Below are 17753 nucleotides of genomic sequence, written 5' to 3'. Positions count from 1 at the left end.
CTTACAGGGCTTTGAAGTTGATGTGTGACGACTCGCGGCTTTTTCCTGCGGCCGCAAGCCTGTCTAAGTAGTCCTGCCAGAGGTCGTTCTGGTTCAGGCACAAATGGCGCAGATACGCCCAATCGTAAAGGCCGGAGTCGTGACCATCGTCAAACACCAGCTTGAGCGCGTAATTGCCCGCCGGCTCGATGCGCAGCAGGGTTACGTCTTTTTTACCCGTCTGCAAAACACCATTACCAATGCCGTGTCCGCGTACTTCGGCAGACGGCGACCAGACCCGCAAAAACTCAAAGGCGAGTTCAAAGGTGCCGTCGCTGTACCCCAATTCGAGACAACGGCTGTTTTTTTTCACTTTAATCGAAGTCGGAATCACGTATATGCCACTCTTGTCAGGGGATTTATCAGGCAAATCCCGTACCGGGCACTATGCTTTATCTGATATGCCCCTTGCGGGCAACCGTCGGGATATGGGCTTTACCTGATGGCTTAAAGTGTACTATTGCCGGGGTTGTACTGCCTATGAATTCTTTACGCAAAATCAGTATCAAAGTGCGGCTGTGGCTGATCCTGATTGCGGCGGTGGTGTGCGTGGTTCTGATTGAACTGCAGGCCATGCAACATATCCATCAGACCATATCCGGAGCCAAACAGGCGGCCGTGCGTCAGCAGGTAGAAACCGTCTACTCGCTGGTGAACTTCTACTATCAGCAAAGCCAGCAGGGAATGCCGGTCGAAGAGGCCCAGCAGCGGGCAAAAGATAACATCCGCCAGCTGCGCTACAGCGGCAGCGAATACTTCTGGGTGAACGACTCGGGTCCGGTGGTAGTGGTGCACGGCTCCAAGGCGGAACTGGAAGGCAAAAACGTGAATGGCGTGCAGGATCCGGAAGGCAAATACCTGTTCCGCGAGATTAACAAAGTGGCCTTTGCCAACCCGGACGGCGGCTTCCTCAACTATTTATGGCCGAAGCTCGGCAGCGACAAACCGGTCGGCAAAATCAGCTTCGTGAAATATTTCAAACCCTGGGACTGGGTGATCGGCACCGGTGTGTATACCGACGATGTTTCCGCCGCCTTCTGGGACAGCGCCGCTGAGCTGGTGATCACGAGCGTGGTCTTCCTTTTGCTATTGGTGGTGGCCATCAGCCTGATTTCGACCAGCATCCGCACGCCCCTGCGCAACGTTACCAACGCCATGCGTGATATTTCCCGCGGCGAAGGCGACCTGACCCAGCGTTTGCCGATCCGTGGTGACGACGAAATCACGGCCATTGCCCGTTTCTTTAACGCCTTTATCGAACAGATTCAGGAACTGGTGCGCCAGAGTAAGAGCAACTCGGAACTACTGGCGCAACTGACCCGCGACATTGCCGGCATCAGCAGCAAAACCCGCACCCTGACCGACGATCAGCTGCAGCAGACCGACCTCGCCGCCACAGGTTCAAACGAGATGAGCCAGACCATTCACAGCGTGGCCGACAACGCCGAGCGCGCAGCCTCGGCCGCGACCGAAGTGTCGGAAAGTGCATCACGCGGTAAACGCACCATGGAAAGCACCCAATCACGCATCGGTGAACTGGCGGCGGATATTCAGAACTCCTGCGCGGTGATTCAGGGCCTGCGTGCAGAAACCGATTCCATTGGTTCGGTTCTGGATGTGATCCGCGGCATTGCCGAGCAGACCAACCTCTTGGCATTAAACGCCGCCATCGAAGCCGCCCGCGCCGGCGAACAGGGCCGCGGTTTCGCGGTGGTCGCCGACGAAGTACGCACCCTCGCCTCGCGCACGCAGCAATCGACCGAAGAGATCAACAAGATGATTTCCCGTCTGCAGGAGCAGGCGGCAACGGCGGTGAAATCCATGGAAGAAAACGCGCGTAATTCCGAAAGCACAGCGGAAAGCTCACAACAGGCGCTGGATGCCATCTCCGCCATCAGCACCGCGGTGAACACCATCACCGAAATGAACCTGAGCATCGCCAGTGCGGTCGAGGAACAAAGTGCTGCGGCCAACGAAATCACGGGTAACGTGGTGCGTATTGCCGAGTCGTCCGGACACATCGCCGACAATATGCGCAAGACCGAAGACATCAGTCAGAAGCTCGCCGCGGGCAGCAGCAGCATGGTGAAACTGATTGAACGTTTTAAAGTGTAACAAGCCAGAAACCCAATAAAAAAGGCCGCGACTGCGGCCTTTTTTATTGCACGGAAATACGCGTTAAATCACAGAATAAACTGACTGAGATCCTGATTACGCGCCAGACCACCCAGCTGTTCTTCAACGTAGGCGGCGTCGATCTTAACCGCTTCGTGCATATCGGTGGCGTCAAAGGAGATGTGTTCCAGCAGACGCTCCATGATGGTGTGCAAACGACGCGCGCCGATATTTTCGGTGGTTTCGTTCACCTCAAAGGCGATTTCTGCCAGACGCTGAATGGCATCTTCGGTGAAATCCACATCCAGTCCTTCGGTTTTCAGCAAGGCTTTGTACTGCGCCGTCAGCGATGCGTTCGGCTCGGTCAGAATGCGCTGAAAATCCTGCGGGGTCAGGGCTTCCAGTTCCACACGGATCGGCAAACGGCCCTGCAGTTCCGGAATCAGATCCGACGGCCTGGCCAGATGAAAAGCGCCCGAGGCAATAAACAGAATGTGGTCGGTTTTGATCATGCCGTATTTGGTGGAAACCGTGCAGCCTTCGATTAACGGCAGCAGATCACGCTGTACGCCTTCGCGCGACACATCGCCACCGGTGCCGCTTTCGTTGCGCTTGGCCACTTTATCGATTTCGTCGATAAACACGATGCCGTTCTGTTCGACCAGCTCCAGCGCGCGCACTTTCAGTTCTTCCATGTTCAGCAGTGCCGACGCTTCTTCGTCGCGCAGCTGTTTCATGGCATCGGCAATTTTCAGTTTACGGCGGGATTTTTTCTCGCCGCCGAGACTGGAAAACATGTTCTGCAACTGGGCGGTCATTTCTTCCATACCCGGTGGCGCCATGATTTCCACGCCGGCGCTTACCTGCGCCATGTCCAGCTCAATTTCTTTGTCATCGAGCTGACCTTCACGCAGTTTTTTGCGGAAGACCTGACGCGCGGCGCCGTCTTCTTTTTTCGGTTCTTCGGTGGTGTCCCAGCTGGCGGTCGCCGGACGTGCCGGAGGCAGCAGGGCATCCAGAATACGCTCTTCTGCCGCCAGTTCGGCACGGCTCGATACGCGTGCCATTTCCTGTTCGCGCAGCAGTTTGATGCCGGTTTCAACCAGATCCCGGATAATGGATTCCACGTCTTTGCCTACGTAACCCACTTCAGTGAACTTGGTGGCTTCAACCTTGATAAATGGCGCATTGGCCAGCTTGGCCAGGCGACGGGCAATCTCGGTTTTACCGACACCGGTCGGGCCTATCATCAGAATGTTTTTGGGTGTGACTTCTTCACGCAGCTCCACCGGCAGCTGCATACGGCGCCAGCGGTTGCGCAGCGCAATGGCGACAGCGCGTTTGGCGTTGTGCTGACCAATAATGTGGCGGTCGAGTTCGTGAACAATTTCACGCGGGGTCATCTGACTCATAAATTATTCTCCGGCCACCAGACGTTCGATGGTCAGGTTATGGTTGGTGAACACACAGATATCGCCTGCGATGTTCAGACTCTTTTCGACAATCTCGCGGGCACTCAGCTCGGTGTTTTCCAGCAGGGCGCGGGCAGCAGCCAGCGCGTAATTGCCACCGGAGCCAACCCCGATCAGATCGTTTTCCGGCTGCAGCACATCGCCGTTGCCTGTGATGATGAGGGACGCCGTATGGTCGGCCACCGCCAGAATGGCCTCGAGCTTGCGCAGCGCCCGGTCGGAACGCCACTCTTTGGCCAGCTCAACGGCAGCACGGGTCAGCTGACCATGGTGTTTCTGCAACTGGGCTTCGAATTTTTCAAACAGCGTAAACGCATCCGCCGTACCGCCGGCAAACCCCGCCAGCACCTGATCGTTGTATAAACGGCGGACTTTACGGGCATTACCTTTCATCACGGTATTGCCCAGAGACACCTGTCCGTCACCACCAATTACCACTTCGTTACCACGGCGGACAGAAACAATTGTTGTCATGAGAATTTCCTGCACTAAGAGCATGAACTGCGGATATGGGGGTGCTGGCGGGCAAATCAAGGGCGCCGGCCGGGTTTGACAGGAATGCCGTCCGCCGCAGCCGGTTGCCAAAGGCCGGTCCTGAATGGATACTCGCGCCCTCTGAACGCCAGTGGCATCGCCACTGACGCGCCCAACGAAAACCAGTCAGGATTGCATCATGAACATCAGCAAAGACTCCGTGGTACAGCTGCACTACAGCCTGTTCGACGCCGACGGTCAGCTTATTGAAACCACCCGCGACGGCGCCCACGCCCACCCGATTGCGTACCTGCATGGTCACAACAGCATGATTCCGGCCTTTGAACAGGCCATCGAAGGCAAAGCCACTGGCGAAGAAACCAGCTTCACCCTGACCCCGGAACAGGCCTACGGTCTGCGTCAGGAAGATGCGGTCGCGCGCGTGCCGGTGAAACACCTGCAAGGCGCCAAAGTATGGAAGAAAGGCATGGTGGCCGTGGTGGAAACCGAACAGGGTGCCCGTCAGGTGACCATTGTGAAGGTTGGCCGCTTTATGGCCGACGTGGATACCAACCACCCGCTGGCTGGCAAAACACTGCGTTTCGATGTGCGCATTGAAGATGTGCGTGCCGCCACCGCGGAAGAGATTGCCCACGGTCACGCCCACGGCGTTGGTGGTCATCAGCACTGAGTGCTTAAGCGACGTGTCCGTGGGACGCCCCCGGACACGCTGCACCGAGCGTCGAGGGCTCAAGCGCCGGCAGGCGCAGCCGTTCGAATGAAGGTCTTACTCGCCTTTCATCCACACGTAATATTCATCTCGCTGGGCGTCGTACCAGCTGTCGACAACACGGGCTTTCACCGTGGTTTTATTCACCGTTTCGCGCGTCTCTTTTGCCAGCGTGACGTTAGAGAACTCATTGCGAACCTGCTCGGTCAGCAAAGAAACACTGCTGACATCGACCCCCTGACGGGCGGCCAGCTGCTCGCGGGCACGGGTCTGAGCACACTGCTCCTGCGCGTAACGGCCCTTGATGTTGAAACCACAGGAAGCGACCACGCCATCGCCCGGATTGGTGAGCCAATGCGGCGTTGACGACGCGGGTTTTGCGGCGCATCCGCTCAGCACAAGAAGGCTTAACACCAGCTGAACTGATAAGCGGGAAAGTCCTTTAAATTCAGGTTTTTTTCGCATTTCTGACCTGCCTCATATGCTGCCCTGCGGTGTGTGGCATTTTGCCATAGCATCCGCTATTCTCGGCAAACCTTTTTAAAAAACAGCGAATGCATCGCTTGCCCCGATCAAGGAGAGAAAAATGAAATTTCGTGCCGCTTTTGCCGTAGCTGCAACTGCCCTGCTGGCAGCCTGCGCCTCCAACCAACCGACCAAAGAACCTGTTGCCAGCTGTGCGTTTGCTGATGGCTCTGGTCAGGCTGCTCCTGAGTGGGTATGTGGTGCACCGGTTGATGGTATCGAACTGTCAGCGGTTGGCTATGCCGACAAGTCCGCTGCCGGCCCTAACTTCATGAAGCAGATGGCTGCTACCGCTGCCCGTGTTGAACTGGCGCAGACCATGCAGGTTGAAGTTCAGAACATGATCAAGCAATACGCTGAAACTACCGGTGCCGGCGATGCCGAAACCGTTGATCGCGTTAACACATCGGTCACCAAACAGCTGACCAAAGAAACTCTGGTTGGCTCCAAAATCTACCGTCAGATGCCAACCCCTAGCGGCGGTATCGTTGTACTGGTAGGTCTGGATGCCGACACCGCTGCCAAAGTAGCGGAACAGGCCATCAAAACTTCCATGAACAACGAGCGCGCCCTGTGGCAGAAATTCCAGGCTGAGAAGTCTTTCGACGAACTGGCCAACGAAATTTCCAACATGAAGTAACCGGCACGCGTTGCAGGTGACAGACATTAAGCCGGCATTTTTGCCGGCTTTTTTATTCAGGGAGCAGGTATGAAATTACGTATGGGTTTGCTGGTGCTGATGGGATTATCGGCGACCACACTGGCAGAGTCGGAATATCAGCAGTGGCTGAAAAAAACGCAGACCGATTTTCAGAGTTATCTCGATGAAAACGACAAAGCCTTTATTCAGTTTCTGAAGCAGAAATGGCAACCCGTGGATGTAAAACCAGCCGAACAGCGGGACCCGGCGCCAAAGCCTGAAGATCTGCCTGCCGCTCCGGTGAACAAGGTGAAGGTCGAACAGCCGCGCACGCCGGTGGTGACGCTGCGCCCGCTGCCGCCAGTGTCTGCCCCTGATTCACCACCTGTGACGCAACCAGTAACACAACCGGCCACATCACCCATCACCGGCCCGCAACCGTCCAGACAGCCAGGCTCCACAGTGCAGCAACCGACGATTCCGGTGCAGACACCTGTGATCAGTGTGCAGAAGCCGACCCTGCCGTTTACCCCAGTGCAGCCGTCAACGCCAGTTACTGAACAGCCAGCCGGCCAGCAACCGGCCACGCCGGTCGCGAAAGCTCCGGCGCCTGCAACCCCGGTTACAACACCGGGCAGCAAACCCGTTACGTCTCCGATTACGAAGCCCGTTACTTCGCCAATTCCGACGCCCGTTACTCCGCCTTCAGCCCCACCAGCCGCCGCAGAAAAGCCGGCAACCGGCCCGGCAGCGACCTTCGATTTCTATGGCGATAAAATCAGTATTCATTACGCGGCGACCATGAAGAAGGCGTTCAGCGGCAAGCTGAATAACGACAACATCGCCAACTACTGGCTGAAACTGGCCGGCAGCGAACACAAGCAAACGGTGAAAGAACTGAAAGACACCGCGGCAGCGCTGGGCCTGAACGACTGGGGCACGGCGCAGTTATTTGATGCCTTCGCCCGCAGCCTGCAGCGCGACAACAACAGCCGCATTCTGACCAGCTGGTTCCTGCTGGTGAAAGCCGGCTACGACGCCCGCGTGGCCTACAACGACCGCGTGCATCTGCTGATCACCTCCGACCAGGAGCTGTTCGGCGTTACCTATTTCCGCCTCGGTGGTAAGCAGTATTACGCCGTTAACCTGAACGACAAGCCGCTGAAGCCGGGCAAAGTATTCACCTACGAAGGCCAGCACGAGGAAGGGTCCGCCGCACTGGATTTCAGCGAGCCGAACCGTTTTGTGCCCACCGGTGCGGAAGAACAGCGCAAGCTGGCCTTCAGTTACGACGGCAAGCAGTACAACCTGAGCGTGGCTTATCCGCAGCGGTACGTCGCGTATTTCGCCAGCTACCCGCAGCTGTCCCTGCCGAATTATTTCCGCGCCGGTTTGCCCGCCGTGACGGCGCAGTCGTTACTGACGCAGCTGCGCCCTGTGGTGGAAGGTCAGAGTGAACTGGACGCGGTTAACCGTCTGCTGCGCTTTGTGCAGACCGCGTTCTCGTACGAAACCGACGACGATCAGTTCCACGAAGAAAATTATCTGTTTCCGCTGGAAACCCTGCACTACCCCTACTCCGACTGTGAAGACCGCGCGGCGCTGTTTGCCTGGCTGACAGAAAGCCTGCTCGGTCTGGATGTGGTGATCCTGGATTATCCGGGCCACGTCGCCACCGCCGTGGCCTTCAGCGCGCAGATAAAGGGCGACAGCTGGACCGTGGGCGGCAAACGCTTTGTGATTGCCGACCCCACCTACATCAACGCCGACGCTGGCATGACCATGCCGCAGTTCGCCGGCGTGCAGCCTAAAATCGTGCGCTTCTGAGGCTCGCGCATTAAGCCGGGTACTGAACCCGGCTGTTCCTTTCTGCTGACGACGGGGCTACTCTTGCCCCGTCTTTTTTTGGCCCGCGTTTCCGGGCCTTATCGTTTTTTCGTCAGGAGTCCCGTATGCCGCTTACCGTTGCCATTGTGCCGGTCACCGCCTTCGCCCAGAACTGCACCATTCTGATGTGCACCGACACCCGCAAAGCCGCGGTGGTGGATCCGGGCGGCGACCTGCCACGTATTCAGCAGCAGATTGCGGACATGGGCGCCGAGGTTGAACAGATTCTGCTGACCCACGCGCACATCGACCACGCCGGCGGTACCGCGGCACTGGCGCGCGCACTGAACGCACCGGTCATTGGCCCGCAGGAAGGCGATCTGTTCTGGATTCAGGGGCTGCCGCAACAGTCGGCCATGTTCGGTTTTCCACAGGCCGAAACCTTCACGCCCGACCGTTGGCTCAACGACGGCGATCAGGTGCAGGTGGGCAATGTGGTGCTGGATGTGATTCATTGCCCGGGCCATACGCCGGGTCACGTGGTGTTTTACAGCGCCGCCGATCAGCTCGCGATTGTTGGCGATGTGATTTTTCAGGGCTCCATCGGGCGTACGGATTTTCCGCAGGGCAACCACCAGCAACTGGTGTCGTCCATCCGCGACAAGCTGTTTCCGTTGGGGGATGAGGTGACGTTTATTCCCGGACACGGTCCGGAGTCGACCTTTGGTGTGGAACGCCGCAGCAACCCGTTCGTGTCGGACCGCCGCGGCTGATCAGCCGTACTACTTCTCGTTGCTGATCTGTACCGGCGCCGGACGGGACTGCAGCGAGAAGGTCTCGGTGACCGGCAACTGACTGGTCTGAATCCGCTCCAGACGCGCCATGCGGGCACGGCTTTCTGCCAGCGCCTGATTCATCTGCTCGTCGTAAATCTCAAGCCAGGTGCGTGACCCCGGCGTCATGCGGGCCAGATCGCGCATCCCCTGCTTGAGGGCGGTCAGATGCCGTTGATAGCTTTGTTCCTGCTCCAGCATCAGGGTTTTGAAGGCGCTGGCGTTGCTGCTGTCGAGCACCTCTTTGGCCGACACCATGTTCTTTTCCTGAGCGATGGCCGCGTCTTTCAGAATCTCGACGTCTTTCTCCAGACGCGCGAAGGCGCGGCTGTCGACGTAGGTCACGTCCGGCGCCATCAGATTCACCACCGCCACCGTCACACCCACTGAAATGGCCACCACCGCCAGTACCGCCATCACCAGCAATACCACCCGGTTGGTGGATACGGTGTCTTCCAGCATGGTGAGTCGCTGAGCTTCTGACAGCTCTTCTTCCTGCTCGTGCTTAGTCACGGGTCATCCCTTCTTAACAATCATGAAGTTAAGTTTAGTTACACTTGTCAGCCCCTGCCAATCCGGCAACCGGCGGGTGTATGACCACTTTGACGGCCGCAGGTGCCGGATGCCCGAGGAATTGATTGCGGGCGTTATGGGCGCGGGTAAGGATGACCATCTTCAAGGAGGAATCAGTATGAATCCTGCACTTCATGCGCCGATGCAGGCGGGCGATGCCCGTGCCCTGCTGGGCACCCTCAGCCAGCAGCCACAGGATGTACGTGCGGCCTTTGCGCACCGCTACCAGCAATGTCTGGCGGAACTGGCCGCCAGCCCGGACGACGACGAGCGTCTGCAACTGGAAGCGCAACTGCTCGATCTGAGCCGCGCCTGCCGCACCTTGCTGAGCCCGGATGACGCAACTGCGGTGGCGACCGAAGCAGGGTCTCCAAAAAGAGAGACACCCAAAGAAGAACCACCAGAAGCCGGGCTAACGGAAGCTGAACCGACGGCAGCAGCCGCAGACGATCTGGCCATCGCCGGGCCGCTTGAGCCCGCGACTGAAAGCACAGAGCCGGCGCCACAGCCCCCTGCCGGACACAGTGCCCTGCACATTGCTCCAAGCGGCGCCCCGCACATTCCCCAACACATCGCCGATCAGACTGCTGAGCCTGCCGACAGCCCGAAAACCGCACCTGTCGCCCATAAGCAAGCGCCTGTATTGCTGGCCCAGCCTGCGTCCATGGGCTGGCTGCTGCCATCGGCCATGGTCGCGCTGTTTGCCGTACTGCTGACTACCGGCAGTTTGTTCTTCCTGCATCTGAAGCAGCAGATCAACGCCCTCGAAAATGTACTCAACCGCCAGACCGATCAGCTGGTCGCCATGCAGCAGATGCATCAGGGCGAGCGCCGGCAGTGGATGTCGCAGATGAATCTGCAGCAGAACCAGCTGCGCGAACAGCAGATCACGCTCAATCAGCAGACGCACGACTATTCGATGCTGCAGCAGCAACTGGCCGCCACCGACAAAGCACTGGCGGTCGAGCGCCTGACCACCGATACCCTGAACGATCAGATTGCCCGCCTGAGCCGGGTGTCGACTCAGCTGATTGTCAGCCTGTGCGAAGACAGTGCCCGTCTGGGGCCCGCCGTCGGACTCAGCCTGAAAGACGAATACATGCGGCGTTGTCAGCAGAGCTGGCGGCTGGCCGCCGAGTAGTGCACAACGGCTGTGCTTGGTCGCCCCGCCGCCCCTTGCTATGCTAGGCCGCTGAATTGAGCGGAGACATCCATGCCTTCCAACGTGCGCCTGTGGCTGCGCAAACGGGCCTACAAAGATCGGGAAAACCTGCGCCTGTTTTCCCTTGGCGCTCTGGCCTTCTTTGTCGGACTGGGCATGGTGGTCTTATCCAACCGCTTGTTATTACCCTCGCTGAGTCAGGAAATCATCTCGCTGGTCGGGCTGATTCTGGCCGTGGCCGGCGGCATCAGTGCCGCCCTCGGCTATCTGGCACTCAGCATTCTGCGCCTGCTGCGGCTTCTGGAAAAAAATGACTGAACGTTTCCCCGACATTGAAATTTATCTGATGAAACCCGACCCGGCGGCGGTGCGCGGCTGGCTGGCGAGTGCGCTCGGTGAGCTGCGCGATCAGCGCGTGCTGCCGGATCATCATCACTGGGTGGCTGAGTGCGAAGGGAAAAGTGTGGATATTTTTCTGAACGAAAAAGCCGAGAAGAACTTCGCCAGTCTGTGGATCAAACAGAACCACACCATCTGGAACACAGATCTGGATTGCGCCCGTTCCGCGCACAAAGCCCTGAGCGTTGAAATCCGCTGCTCTGACAGCGGTTGGGAAGAAGCCGACGGCGAGTCCGATCAGGGGTGGGTAAAACTCATCCGCGGCGAAGAAAAGCCATTCGAGTGGTCGTAAGGGGCGGTATTCAAGCCCCTCCTAAATTATCCGCGTTCCCTCTCAGGCCCTGATCAAACCCTTGCTCAGGGCCTGCAGATAGCGGGTCACATCACGGGATCAGTACCCGCAACGGCACCGCATCCATCTGCACACGCACCGGCAATTCTGCCAACGAGTCGCCATCGGCCTGCACAGGTTCACGACCAGCGCCTTCATCGGCATCGCGCACCTGCACGTCACGCGCCGCCACCGACGTCATGCCCGGCATTTTTTCCATCACGCCCAAAGGCAATCCAAGCAGAATCAGCAGGAGTTTGAACGGGCTGCTGCCCTTCATCATCAGCACCTGCGTGGTCGGCAGACTCAGGTCCGCCTGCTTCGACAGCACAAATGAGCCGCCGTAAAGACGGCCATTGGTAATGATGACCGAGTTGGCTTCATACGTCTGACCGTCCACCGCCAGACGATAGGTTTTACGGCCGAAATGGCGCAGCTGACGCAGCATCGACATCACGTACGCCAGCTTGCCGACACGCTTTTTCAGCGCCAGATCGACGTTGTCCACCACCCAGGCGTCATAGCCGATGCCGGTCATCAGCATAAAACGACGTTCGTTGACCCGTCCCGGATAGACGGCTTTTTCCTTGCCGCCGAGCAGAGTAGCCGCGATCTGGCGGGCGTTTTTGCGGATGCCGAGCTCCATGGCCAGCACGTTGGTGGTGCCGGTCGGAATGATTGCCAGCTGGTAACTCTGATTGTCGTGGGCAGCCAGACCATTGAGCACTTCGTTCACCGTGCCATCGCCACCGGCCGCCGCCACAATGCGCGGCAGTTCAGTCAGGCTCTGCAGATAGCGGGTCGCATCACCGGCGCTTTGGGTCGGATACAGCGCCACCGTCTGTCCCTGTTCACGCAGGGACGCGGCAATGGTTTCCACCAGTGTCTGGTTGCCGTTACCGGACACGGGGTTATACACAATCAGAACGTCCGTCACCGGCGCCTCACACACGAATTCAGCGGGCTGGCCCGGAAAGAGTGAGCCAGATCAAAGCGCGGCAGTATAAGCGCATTCCTCAGCATCGGCGATCATCATGGAACCTTGCAAACGATAATCATTCTTATTATTGTAAGTTCAACCGGTTAAGGAGAATGCGCCATGCCGATCCACGCCACGTTCGTCATCAATACCCCGCCACAGGCGCAGCCACAGACGCCGCACCTGCTCAGTGTCGGCCCGTCGACCGAAGCCCTGTTGCGGCTGGAACACAGCATCACTCAGGCCAACAACAGCGCAGCGCCCGATGCGCTGCTGAACGAGTATCTGGATCTGGTGCTGACCTGCGCGGCCAGCGCCGGCGAGCGCCATTTACCGGCGCTGCAGGAGAGCTGGCTGACGCGTCTGTACATGACGCTGCGTCAGGCCGCGTTGAATCCACAGGCCTGTCCGCACTGGCGCCAGAGTTGTTTTGATTATCTGTATCAGGCGTTTTTTGTGCTTAAACACCTGTACACCGGGGTTCCGTCCCAGCGGCGCAAACTGCGCGGACTGACCCACGAATTCAGCACCCTGAGCCGTCTGTTTACGGGTTGAGGACGCTGTCACAATTGGGAAAGAGGGTTTGCAGGGATGCAATTTTTCGTCTGTTATCAGAGGGTGATTTCTGGCAAAGTCCGGCTCCCCATGGATTACGGGGCCTAAGAATAACCACAGGCAACAGACAATGTCCGAACGTACGACACCCTTTTCCGACAGTGAAAAAGACCAGATTCTGAACCAGATCCGCCGCGCCAAGACCGCTCACCTGCGCTGGCGCGCCTATGCCATGGCGCTGAGTTCCGGTTACGAAGTGGAAGAAGGTCAGCTGCCGCTGCAACCCACCGATTGTCAGTTCGGCTGCTGGTATCACGGTGCTGGCCAGCAACTGGCCGCCCTGCCCGAATTCACCGCCATCGATCGGCCACACCGCGATGTGCACCGTATTTATCAGGATATTTTCGAGCAATTATTTGAACGGGCAGAACCGTCTTTCTGGCAAAAACTACTGGGCAGTAAAACCAGTCTGAACGCCCGCAACAGTCTGGCCGTCGAAAAGCAGCTGCAACAGCTGAACGACGCCTCCCGCGTGATGCTGGATGCACTGGACACCCTCGAAGCCGCTGTACGCGAACGCTGCTGACGGTTTTGCGCTCCAAATTAAATACGCAATAAAAAACCGGCCTGAGCCGGTTTTTTATTGGTCGTCATTCACCCGCCAATGACATTACGGCTGGTAGCGGCGCACCAGACCCAGAGTGGCCAGCATCAGCAGCCAGACCGGACTTAACGGACCACCGTTATCCGGCTTTGGCACATTCAGCGCCACCACAATCGGGTCGTGGTCGGATGAACGGTAAGGGTCAGCGCTGGCGTAATTATCCACCGATTTATAGTCCTGACCGTTCGCTTCGGTTTCGTAGTCCATCAGACTGTCTTCCACCGAGTTGATGTGCCAGGCGTCCACACTCACGACCCAGTCGGTCAGCGTGCCCGTGGCCAGTGCATGGTCGAGACTGCCGAGCATGCCGCTGTAAGAGTAGGAATACGGTTGTTCTTCGGTCGATTGTTCTGTGTATTTCAGGTTGGTGAAACCGTTGCTGTAAAACACCTGCATCGGATCTTCCTGACTGTAAGCATTCAGGTCGCCAAGCAGAATAACATCGCCCGAGGTTACGCCGGTCGGGCGTGTGGCCAGAAATTGCACCAGTGCCTGCGCCGCACGGGTACGGGTCTGGTTGCAATTACCCTGACCATCCGCGCCTTCGTCGGTTTCGTCACAGGCAGAACCTTTGGATTTCAGATGGTTTACCGACACGGTAAAGGTCTGCTCGTTAAAGGTGAACGACTGAATCAACGACGGACGGTTTTTGGTGTCGATAAACAGCGCTTCGTTATTGTCGTCCAGTGGCGAATTTGCCGAACTCAGAATCACTGTGGTGCCGGCCGGTGTTAAACGTCCGGCGCGGTACAGAAGACCCACGGTAATTTCATCGCTGCCAATGGCAGCAATGCCCGGATTTACAAAGGTGTATTCATTACCGGCGGTCTGGGTGGCGTTCAGTTCGTTGACCAGCGTCTGAATGGCGCTGTTCTCACCGAAACCGTCATTTTCAATTTCCATCAGACCAATAATGTCGGCATTCATCGCCGCCAGTGCAGCAACAATTTTGGCGCTCTGCATGCTGAATGCATCGGCGGTTTTCGCACCACGACTGGTCGGGAAACCCTCGCCCAGACCATCACCGTTGAAGTAATTCAGCACGTTCATGCCCACAATCACCAGATTTGCATCCTGCGCAATCACAGGTGCCGTTGTGCGTGCGTGGGTCGGGTCGATGGTCAGGCTGTCAGGAATAACGGTGTAATTATTTTTATAGGCGTGCATCACACCGGCTACCGATGGCACTGTGTAGCCAATGCGCATCGGGTTATCCGCAGAAAAACCGGTGTCATCCGGGAACGGAATAAACGCCGGATAAGACGCCGATACGCCGTCGTCGATCAGCAGAGTGTCGAGTACACGGGCCGCTTCAGCGCCGGTTGCTTCGGCAGAACCCGGCAGCGCAATTTCGGTGCCCTGGAAATGCAGCGCCGACGACACCACGAACTGCCCGTAATTACCCAGGCCATAGCCTGTGCCGTACAGATCAGACACCACCAGATTCTGATTATTGCTGATGCGCATGCCTTCCAGTGCTTCGAGCTGAGTCAGCGATGCCACCGGCAGCGTGACCACAACCGCCTGCGGCAGGTTGTTATCAGACGAACAAATGGTCAGGTCGGTGATGGTTTTCACCTGAGTCACCTGACTGTATTCCGCGACAGTGCCCTGCAAACGGACTTTATCGCCCACGCTCACAGCGTGGCTGTAATCGTAAACAAATACGCCTTCTGAGGTGTTCGCATCACCATCGGCATCGCTGTCTTCTTCCTGCAGCCAGAAGCCGCTGTACTGATACGAGCTGTCGCCATTCGCCAGTGTGCCACCCTGTTTATCTAGGGTGACAATACCCTCGATAATAACCGTCTGACCGAGCAGCGGGCTGGCGTCGGCGGTGACATCGGCAATGCTGCCCTGCACGCTGCTGATCGGGGCGAAATTATCCTGTGTGGTTTCACCACAGGCACCGAACAGATCCGGTTCAGGTTCGGTATCCCCGCCGCATTGATTGTCGGCACCCGGTGTTGGCGTGGCCAGTGTGTAGGTGCTGGTATTGCGCGCGCCGCCGGAACCGTTGCTGCAACGCTGCATGGATTCTGTGTCTTTGGCGCCGTTGCCGTTTTCATCAATCTGCGGCTGATCGGCGTTCAGCAACACCAGCAGGCCGGCGTCATCGGCGTCGCTGGTGTCGTACACCAGAGCGTCGACCAGGTTGGTGGTGGTCACCGCAGTGCCCGACGCAAAATCGGAGTCACTTGCCTGATACAGAGCCACGGCGTCCTGACCGTTCTGAATCAGATCGGTATCCGGTGACACATCCAGGTCACAATTGCTGACGTTGGCGGCATCACCGCAAACAACGAAATAGCCGTCGGCGCCTGTGCTGTAACCATCAAGATCAAAGGCTTTATAACTGGTGTCACTACTGCCGTTAAAAAAGACCAGCACATAGCCGTCGAGAGCGGTATTACCTGTACCACCATCGAATAATTCAATGAATTCGGCGTTATCGGTACCGGTATTGTCTGAGTCAACTTCGTTGATAATCAGATCCGCCGATGCCGGCAGACTGAAGGCGGCGGCGCTTAACAGGCTCAGCCACAGAGACGTGCGCTTCATAATTTCCCCAAAGATACTTTGTGTTTTTATCAGGGGAGCTATTCAGCCGGTGACATATTGCAATCAAGAAACGAATTTCTGACAGATTTATTAGTTTTTTATGACAGGTAAAACTTTTACGGGGTGGGCATGGTGTTCATGATGCGCTCATATTCACCATTTTCTTTCAGTATTTTCAGCCCGTCGTCGAGCATTCTGGCGTAGTCGCGGGATTTTGGGTCAGCAGCGCTGAAGGCAATATAAATATCACTGACGTGATTCACATGCCCTTTGCTGAACAGCGACCGCGACAAGGGCGAATGAGCCAGGGTGTAGTCGAACACCCGGTCAAAGAAAATCGCCATATCCGCCCGTTCATTCAGCAACAACGACAACATCTGTTTTTGTTTGGAGACAGGAATCAGCTGAAAACGGGCTTTGTGGTGTTCAAATTCATCGCCGTATTCATAGCCGTTAATCACGGCTATGCGGGTACCATCCGGAATGGCCGCCGGCGACGGGTAATTTTTCTCTTTTCCGGCTTTGAAATAATAAGAGGCCGATGCCTTAAATAACGGCGTAGTGCCAAAGACATACTGAGCTTCGGTGCTCGGCTGGCGGGTGACATTCCAGCAGCCCTGACTTTCACCACCAAGGGTCATGGACAAGGCCCGCGCGTAGGGTACGGTCTGAATGTTGAGGGTAACGCCCGACAGCTGAAACGCAGCGGTGGCCAGCTCGCGGGAATAACCCTGACCATTTTCGTCAGAAAACGGTGGCCAGGCATCTTCCGCCGCGATGTTCAGCGTGGCGGCCGACGCCGGAAAACACAGAAGCAGTAAAGTCAGTTGCCACAGACGCATCGGCACATTCCCGGAAACACGTCCCTTAATTCTTGTTTAGCATCGGCAGGATAACAAGGCGCCCTGTAAGGCTTCTGTTACCAATGGCGATTGATTGATCAGCTCCAGCCGGCTTTCATCCGGCACCCGGGTCGGCATTTCGCTCAGCACCCCTTCGCGCATGTTCAGCACCAGCGGGCCTTCGTCGGTGATGACAATGCCCTTGGCCCGCTCCGGATTCAGCCCGGTCAGCCACTGGCGCAGGGCGTTGGCCGAGAAGGTCCAGTTGGCGGTCATCAGCCAGCCCACGGAAAAATGCCCCTGACCATGGTTGGTCAGCACGCGGATCTCTTCACCCGGGGCCAGCGCCACCGGTGCCGAGACCGATTCGCGCGCGCTGTTGTGCGCGTGCGCATCCGGGTGCAGCGCCAGACGACCGGCCACCACCGGCGCGTTGAGCACACTAACCGGCACCTGCCCCTGACTTACCCAGGCACTGGCGCTTTTCGCTGGCTGACTGGCGGCCAGCAGCACGTCAAAGGCGGCGCGGTCATCCGCCGACGCCAGATCGGTTTTGTTCGCTACCAGCACATCTGCCAGCTGAATCTGGTCGCTGAACACCTCGTGGCCGGTGTAGCGCGGATTACTCAGGTGGCGTGGATCAATCAGACAGACACTGGCGCCAACGCTCAGCACGTCCTGATAGTGAGGGTTGTGCAGGGTTTCGAGAATGTTGCGCGGGTGACCGAGGCCGGTCGGCTCGATCAGCAGTACGTCGGGTTTCTCGCGGGCGATCAGCATGTTCAGACCCATCTGAAACGGCAGCCCCGACACACAGCACAGACAGCCGCCGGGGATTTCTTTCACCACCGCGCCCTGCGCTGCCAGAATGGCGCCGTCGACCCCGACCTCACCGAACTCGTTGACCAGCACAGCCCACTTTTCGCCCGCCGGTTTCTGGCTGAGCAGGTGCAGGATGGCGGTGGTTTTACCCACCCCGAGAAAGCCGGTGATCAGATGCGTGCGGGTCATGGAAACAAAGCCTGTGGATT

At 57.6% G+C, this 17753-nt stretch carries 19 protein-coding genes; 10 read left to right on the top strand and 9 right to left on the bottom strand.

The features are described from left to right. Position 1 precedes the first annotated feature (1 nt). Positions 2 to 409 (bottom strand): gamma-butyrobetaine hydroxylase-like domain-containing protein, encoded by a 408-nt coding sequence (locus ACQUQU_RS00470; protein ID WP_430461290.1) that lies wholly within the window; start codon positions 407 to 409, stop codon positions 2 to 4. Positions 410 to 519: 110 nt separating this feature from the next. Between ACQUQU_RS00470 and ACQUQU_RS00465 the strand changes: the two genes are divergently transcribed. Continuing rightward, complete coding sequence (locus ACQUQU_RS00465) at positions 520 to 2154, top strand: methyl-accepting chemotaxis protein (protein ID WP_430461289.1); 1635 nt, start codon at positions 520 to 522, stop codon at positions 2152 to 2154. A 68-nt stretch (positions 2155 to 2222) separates the two neighbouring features. On the opposite strand, the gene hslU is transcribed toward ACQUQU_RS00465, so the two are convergent. Next, positions 2223 to 3566, bottom strand: a complete 1344-nt coding sequence (gene hslU, locus ACQUQU_RS00460; protein WP_430461288.1) for an ATP-dependent protease ATPase subunit HslU — start codon at positions 3564 to 3566, stop codon at positions 2223 to 2225. A gap of 3 nt (positions 3567 to 3569) precedes the next feature. After that, positions 3570 to 4100 carry an ATP-dependent protease subunit HslV gene (gene hslV, locus ACQUQU_RS00455; RefSeq protein WP_430461287.1) on the bottom strand — a complete coding sequence of 177 codons (531 nt, stop codon included), beginning with the start codon at positions 4098 to 4100 and terminating at the stop codon, positions 3570 to 3572. 199 nt (positions 4101 to 4299) lie between these two features. Here hslV and ACQUQU_RS00450 point away from each other — a divergent pair, with 199 nt between their 5' ends. Beyond that, the gene (locus ACQUQU_RS00450; RefSeq protein ID WP_430461286.1) at positions 4300 to 4791 is read left to right on the top strand and encodes an FKBP-type peptidyl-prolyl cis-trans isomerase; all 492 of its coding nucleotides are present in this window, start codon (positions 4300 to 4302) and stop codon (positions 4789 to 4791) included. Positions 4792 to 4887: 96 nt separating this feature from the next. Here the strand turns inward: ACQUQU_RS00450 and ACQUQU_RS00445 are convergent, their stop codons facing one another. Further along, positions 4888 to 5244, bottom strand: coding sequence for a hypothetical protein (locus ACQUQU_RS00445; protein ID WP_430461285.1), 357 nt, complete (start codon positions 5242 to 5244; stop codon positions 4888 to 4890). 172 nt (positions 5245 to 5416) lie between these two features. On the opposite strand from ACQUQU_RS00445, the gene ACQUQU_RS00440 reads away from it, so the two are divergent. The 3 genes from ACQUQU_RS00440 to ACQUQU_RS00430 all read left to right on the top strand — a co-directional run bounded on the left by ACQUQU_RS00440 (position 5417) and on the right by ACQUQU_RS00430 (position 8595). Next, positions 5417 to 5995: an LPP20 family lipoprotein gene (locus ACQUQU_RS00440; protein ID WP_430461284.1), complete on the top strand. Its 579-nt coding sequence runs from the start codon at positions 5417 to 5419 to the stop codon at positions 5993 to 5995. A gap of 69 nt (positions 5996 to 6064) precedes the next feature. Continuing rightward, positions 6065 to 7822: a hypothetical protein gene (locus tag ACQUQU_RS00435; RefSeq protein WP_430461283.1), complete on the top strand. Its 1758-nt coding sequence runs from the start codon at positions 6065 to 6067 to the stop codon at positions 7820 to 7822. A 125-nt stretch (positions 7823 to 7947) separates the two neighbouring features. Further along, positions 7948 to 8595, top strand: coding sequence for an MBL fold metallo-hydrolase (locus ACQUQU_RS00430; RefSeq protein WP_430461282.1), 648 nt, complete (start codon positions 7948 to 7950; stop codon positions 8593 to 8595). Between the two features lie 9 nt (positions 8596 to 8604). On the opposite strand, the gene ACQUQU_RS00425 is transcribed toward ACQUQU_RS00430, so the two are convergent. Continuing rightward, a complete protein-coding gene (locus tag ACQUQU_RS00425; protein WP_430461281.1) occupies positions 8605 to 9168 on the bottom strand; it encodes a hypothetical protein in 564 nt (187 codons plus the stop codon). 178 nt (positions 9169 to 9346) lie between these two features. Here ACQUQU_RS00425 and ACQUQU_RS00420 point away from each other — a divergent pair, with 178 nt between their 5' ends. From ACQUQU_RS00420 to ACQUQU_RS00410, 3 genes are all read left to right on the top strand, one after another. Continuing rightward, a complete protein-coding gene (locus ACQUQU_RS00420) occupies positions 9347 to 10369 on the top strand; it encodes a hypothetical protein (protein WP_430461280.1) in 1023 nt (340 codons plus the stop codon). Positions 10370 to 10441: 72 nt separating this feature from the next. After that, positions 10442 to 10708, top strand: a complete 267-nt coding sequence (locus ACQUQU_RS00415) for a hypothetical protein (protein WP_430461279.1) — start codon at positions 10442 to 10444, stop codon at positions 10706 to 10708. Beyond that, entirely contained in the window at positions 10701 to 11081 is a 381-nt protein-coding gene (locus ACQUQU_RS00410; protein WP_430461278.1) for a hypothetical protein, read from the top strand. Before ACQUQU_RS00415 ends, ACQUQU_RS00410 begins: the two co-directional genes overlap by 8 nt. 91 nt (positions 11082 to 11172) lie before the next feature. Here ACQUQU_RS00410 and ACQUQU_RS00405 read toward each other — a convergent pair whose 3' ends face one another. Further along, the gene (locus ACQUQU_RS00405; RefSeq protein WP_430461277.1) at positions 11173 to 12057 is read right to left on the bottom strand and encodes a diacylglycerol/lipid kinase family protein; all 885 of its coding nucleotides are present in this window, start codon (positions 12055 to 12057) and stop codon (positions 11173 to 11175) included. Between the two features lie 162 nt (positions 12058 to 12219). On the opposite strand from ACQUQU_RS00405, the gene ACQUQU_RS00400 reads away from it, so the two are divergent. Next, entirely contained in the window at positions 12220 to 12654 is a 435-nt protein-coding gene (locus ACQUQU_RS00400; protein WP_430461276.1) for a hypothetical protein, read from the top strand. A 130-nt stretch (positions 12655 to 12784) separates the two neighbouring features. Next, the gene (locus ACQUQU_RS00395; protein WP_430461275.1) at positions 12785 to 13240 is read left to right on the top strand and encodes a CZB domain-containing protein; all 456 of its coding nucleotides are present in this window, start codon (positions 12785 to 12787) and stop codon (positions 13238 to 13240) included. A gap of 84 nt (positions 13241 to 13324) precedes the next feature. Here ACQUQU_RS00395 and ACQUQU_RS00390 read toward each other — a convergent pair whose 3' ends face one another. The 3 genes from ACQUQU_RS00390 to ACQUQU_RS00380 all read right to left on the bottom strand — a co-directional run bounded on the left by ACQUQU_RS00390 (position 13325) and on the right by ACQUQU_RS00380 (position 17733). Next, positions 13325 to 15880 (bottom strand): ExeM/NucH family extracellular endonuclease, encoded by a 2556-nt coding sequence (locus ACQUQU_RS00390; protein WP_430461274.1) that lies wholly within the window; start codon positions 15878 to 15880, stop codon positions 13325 to 13327. A 116-nt stretch (positions 15881 to 15996) separates the two neighbouring features. After that, positions 15997 to 16722: a substrate-binding periplasmic protein gene (locus tag ACQUQU_RS00385; protein ID WP_430461273.1), complete on the bottom strand. Its 726-nt coding sequence runs from the start codon at positions 16720 to 16722 to the stop codon at positions 15997 to 15999. 36 nt (positions 16723 to 16758) lie between these two features. Beyond that, the gene (locus ACQUQU_RS00380) at positions 16759 to 17733 is read right to left on the bottom strand and encodes a CobW family GTP-binding protein (protein WP_430461272.1); all 975 of its coding nucleotides are present in this window, start codon (positions 17731 to 17733) and stop codon (positions 16759 to 16761) included. Positions 17734 to 17753 lie beyond the last annotated feature (20 nt).

The organism is Thalassolituus sp. LLYu03 (genome assembly GCF_050507655.1).
In the GTDB taxonomy this organism is placed as follows: domain Bacteria; phylum Pseudomonadota; class Gammaproteobacteria; order Pseudomonadales; family Oceanobacteraceae; genus Venatoribacter.
Note: the sequence above shows the minus strand (reverse complement) of the source record. Positions and strands in the feature narration are given on the sequence as shown.

Bases quoted from the DNA above. Each gene is read 5' to 3' on its own strand.
- ACQUQU_RS00465 (WP_430461289.1), top strand. From the start codon at position 520: ATGAATTCTTTACGCAAAATCAGTATCAAAGTGCGGCTGTGGCTGATC.
- hslU (WP_430461288.1), bottom strand. From the start codon at position 3,566: ATGAGTCAGATGACCCCGCGTGAAATTGTTCACGAACTCGACCGCCAC.
- hslV (WP_430461287.1), bottom strand. From the start codon at position 4,100: ATGACAACAATTGTTTCTGTCCGCCGTGGTAACGAAGTGGTAATTGGT.
- ACQUQU_RS00450 (WP_430461286.1), top strand. From the start codon at position 4,300: ATGAACATCAGCAAAGACTCCGTGGTACAGCTGCACTACAGCCTGTTC.
- ACQUQU_RS00440 (WP_430461284.1), top strand. From the start codon at position 5,417: ATGAAATTTCGTGCCGCTTTTGCCGTAGCTGCAACTGCCCTGCTGGCA.
- ACQUQU_RS00435 (WP_430461283.1), top strand. From the start codon at position 6,065: ATGAAATTACGTATGGGTTTGCTGGTGCTGATGGGATTATCGGCGACC.
- ACQUQU_RS00430 (WP_430461282.1), top strand. From the start codon at position 7,948: ATGCCGCTTACCGTTGCCATTGTGCCGGTCACCGCCTTCGCCCAGAAC.
- ACQUQU_RS00420 (WP_430461280.1), top strand. From the start codon at position 9,347: ATGAATCCTGCACTTCATGCGCCGATGCAGGCGGGCGATGCCCGTGCC.
- ACQUQU_RS00415 (WP_430461279.1), top strand. From the start codon at position 10,442: ATGCCTTCCAACGTGCGCCTGTGGCTGCGCAAACGGGCCTACAAAGAT.
- ACQUQU_RS00410 (WP_430461278.1), top strand. From the start codon at position 10,701: ATGACTGAACGTTTCCCCGACATTGAAATTTATCTGATGAAACCCGAC.
- ACQUQU_RS00400 (WP_430461276.1), top strand. From the start codon at position 12,220: ATGCCGATCCACGCCACGTTCGTCATCAATACCCCGCCACAGGCGCAG.
- ACQUQU_RS00395 (WP_430461275.1), top strand. From the start codon at position 12,785: ATGTCCGAACGTACGACACCCTTTTCCGACAGTGAAAAAGACCAGATT.
- ACQUQU_RS00390 (WP_430461274.1), bottom strand. From the start codon at position 15,880: ATGAAGCGCACGTCTCTGTGGCTGAGCCTGTTAAGCGCCGCCGCCTTC.
- ACQUQU_RS00385 (WP_430461273.1), bottom strand. From the start codon at position 16,722: ATGCGTCTGTGGCAACTGACTTTACTGCTTCTGTGTTTTCCGGCGTCG.
- ACQUQU_RS00380 (WP_430461272.1), bottom strand. From the start codon at position 17,733: ATGACCCGCACGCATCTGATCACCGGCTTTCTCGGGGTGGGTAAAACC.